Source organism: Microcoleus sp. D3_18a_C4, assembly GCF_036702415.1.
Classification (GTDB): domain Bacteria; phylum Cyanobacteriota; class Cyanobacteriia; order Cyanobacteriales; family Microcoleaceae; genus Microcoleus.
In genome coordinates, this window is the sequence record NZ_JAUBTI010000058.1 from 40,121 (window position 1) to 43,256 (window position 3,136).

Sequence of the window (3,136 nt, forward strand, 5' to 3'; positions counted from 1 at the left end):
GGGGAGTAGGGGTGGGGCTTCTAGCCCGCCCCTTGCTTTAATTTGGCAGTGGGTTTCTTTCGATGATGCCGCCGCCCAATAGCATATCGCCGTCATACCAGACAGCCGCTTGTCCGGGGGTAATGCTCAACTGCGGTTCGTCAAAAATCAACTTAACTCTTGTACCGCCGACTTTTTCCTCTGGTTGGGAGGATTCTACAGGAATAATTGTAGCCGGGACGGGTTGCGATCGATATCGAATCTGTACCTGAGCCCGAATCGGAGCCATCGGCGCAGCCACAGAAACCCAATTCACTTTCTGGACTGTACATTCAGATTCTACTGCCAACTGTCGATCGCCCACAATTACCCGATTGCCAGCAGCATCGAGTTCAATCACGTACAGCGGTTCCGGTGCAGCAATCCCCAGTCCCTTCCGCTGGCCGATGGTGTAGTGGTGCACACCGTCATGCTGTCCGAGCACCCGCCCTGACTTGTCCACAATGTCACCCTTTTGCGGCGCAATGTACTTATCCAGAAAAGCCCGCATCGAACCGTTACTTTCCACCAAGCACAAATCCTGACTTTCCGGCTTATCAGCAGTTGTCAAGCCAAATTCCGCCGCAATTCTGCGAGTTTCTGTCTTGGTAATTTCCCCCAAAGGAAATTCCGTACCCGCCAACAAATCCTGTGTTAGATCGTACAAGAAATAAGACTGATCTTTCGCAGGGTCGATCGCCCGCAGCAACTGATAGCGACCCGTAGCAGCATCGTAAGTAATCCGAGCGTAGTGCCCTGTAGCGATTTTTTCAATTCCGAGTTCTTCGCGAGCATACTTAAGCATCGGCCCGAACTTCACAGTTTTATTGCACTGCGAACAAGGCAGAGGCGTAATTCCTGCACTGTAACCCTCCACCAAATAATCGACAATACTTGCCTGAAAGACATCGCGGCTGTCAACAATGTGGTGGGGAACGCCCAAATCTTCGCAAATTTTAGCGGCATCGACCATTCCCTCAGAGCAGCACTGACCTTTGCCCTTCATCAACCACAGCGTTAAACCCACCACTTCATATCCTTGATGGTGTAAAATTGCGGCTGCTGCGGAACTATCGACCCCGCCGGAGAGGCCTACAACAATCTTGTTCATGATTCTGAGAGAAATTGCTATTTTACTGTTACTTTGTTCGATCGAGCTAATTTATTATACCACAAGTATACTACAACTTGCCACTGCTGCTGTTAGCTGAAATTTTAGCATTAATATGACCATTCAAAAATTTGTTGTCACCGCCGACCAAATGCGGCAAATAGAAACGAGAATCTTTGCTGCTGGAATGCCAGTCGCAGCTTTAATGGAAAAAGTCGCGGGACTTATTGCTAGACGCATTCAGGAGCTTTTGAAGGAGGAAGGAAGTTCGGCAACTAGCAGTGTACGGGATTTAACGGATATAAGGAAAAGCCAAGAAGGGAAAAATCTTGTTAATTCTCAATTGCCAGTTATCGGCGTATTGGTTGGGCCGGGACACAACGGCGGCGATGCTTTGGTTGTTGCCCGCGAATTGCACTTTCAAGGATTCCAAGTAGTTATTTACTGCCCGTTTTCTAAACTAAAAGAACTAACAAAAAGTCACGCTGATTATGCGCGTTCTTTAAATATTCCATTTGTTGACACAATTGAAAATCTGAAAAACTGCGATTGCCTCGTAGATGGTTTATTTGGCTTTGGATTAGAACGAGAAATTACTAACGCCACAGCCGCCGCTATTGACGAAATAAATAATTTAAATATCCCCCTTTTAAGTATAGACATTCCATCGGGAATTCATACAGATACCGGAGAAGTTTTGGGAACGGCAATTAGGGCAAAACATACATTATGTTTGGGTTTGTGGAAAAGGGCATTTCTGCAAGATAGAGCGTTAGAATATATCGGCAGTTCAGAATTAATTGATTTTGATATTCCCGCAGCAGATATTGCAGCAATATTGGGCGAAAAGCCAGCAATACAACGCATTACAAAAGCCTCGGCAACTCAGCATTTGCCGTTACCCCGATCGCCAATTTCGCACAAATACACCAACGGTCACTTACTAATTATTGCAGGTTCCCGGCGCTACAGCGGAGCCGCAATTTTGGCAGCATTGGGAGCAAGAGCTAGCGGCATCGGAATGCTGTCAATTGCTGTTCCTGAGTCGATTAAATCGATGTTGAGCAGCCAGTTACCAGAGGCATTAGTTATAGGATGTCCTGAAACCCAAAGCGGTGCAATTAGCGAGTTACCAGTAGCAATTGATTTGAGCCTCTATGATGCGATCGCCGCAGGCCCAGGTCTGACATTGGAAGCCGCAATAGCTGTAGAATCTGTACTGGAGAGCGATCGACCTCTGGTGTTAGATGCTGACGGTTTAAATATCCTCGCTCAACTCGGCACAGTCCCGATTTTGTCCGAACGCTGTGCACTGACAATTATCACGCCTCATCCGGGCGAATTCAAGCGTTTATTTCCCGAATTAGCCGACCAAACCGGCGACGATCGAATTGCCGCCACTCAAGCAGCGGCTGAGCTTTGTGGCGCAACGATATTGCTCAAAGGAGCCAGAGTGTGCATAAGTTGGAAGGATGAGGGCGATTCCCTACGGGATAGCTACGCTTCACGTACCATCACCTACCTCAATCCCGAAAGCACCCCAGCCCTCGCCAGAGGTGGCAGCGGCGACGTTCTCACAGGCTTGTTAGGGGGACTATTAGCAAGTGCGATCGCCCGCAAATCCCCCCCCAAATCAGTTGCTGCAACAGCAGCTTGGTGGCACGCTCAAGCCGGAATCATGGCTGCCAAAGAACGGACGGAATTAGGAGTAGATGCCTTTACTTTGACACAGTATTTAATTCCAGCTTTGCGAGAGTTTTCTTAGCAAACAATCAACATGAGTTGGTAGAGTGCGTACCCCGCATCTTTGTATTGGGTAGGTGTGCACCGCGCACCTTAGCCCTTGGTTTGTATTGACAACGGAAGTCCTCATAAAGATATTACAACTTATATTCATTAGGAATGAGAATTAAATAACTTCCACAAGTGTGTGGGATGGGCGTCCCGCCCGTCCTTTTTGGACGGGCGGGACGCCCATCCCACAATAACAATTAAAATTGTAAGTTA

The 3,136-nt window shown here is 47.9% G+C and carries 2 protein-coding genes; one reads left to right on the top strand and one right to left on the bottom strand.

Annotated elements, in window-relative coordinates; translation table 11 throughout:
- Nucleotides 1-37 precede the first annotated feature (37 nt).
- A complete protein-coding gene (mnmA, locus tag QUB16_RS21865) occupies nt 38-1,129 on the bottom strand; it encodes a tRNA 2-thiouridine(34) synthase MnmA (RefSeq protein WP_333319329.1) in 1,092 nt (363 codons plus the stop codon).
- A 115-nt stretch (nt 1,130-1,244) separates the two neighbouring features.
- On the opposite strand from mnmA, the gene QUB16_RS21870 reads away from it, so the two are divergent.
- Nucleotides 1,245-2,894, top strand: a complete 1,650-nt coding sequence (locus QUB16_RS21870; RefSeq protein ID WP_333319331.1) for an NAD(P)H-hydrate dehydratase — start codon at nt 1,245-1,247, stop codon at nt 2,892-2,894.
- Nucleotides 2,895-3,136 lie beyond the last annotated feature (242 nt).

Bases quoted from the DNA above. Each gene is read 5' to 3' on its own strand.
- mnmA (WP_333319329.1), bottom strand. From the start codon at position 1,129: ATGAACAAGATTGTTGTAGGCCTCTCCGGCGGGGTCGATAGTTCCGCA.
- QUB16_RS21870 (WP_333319331.1), top strand. From the start codon at position 1,245: ATGACCATTCAAAAATTTGTTGTCACCGCCGACCAAATGCGGCAAATA.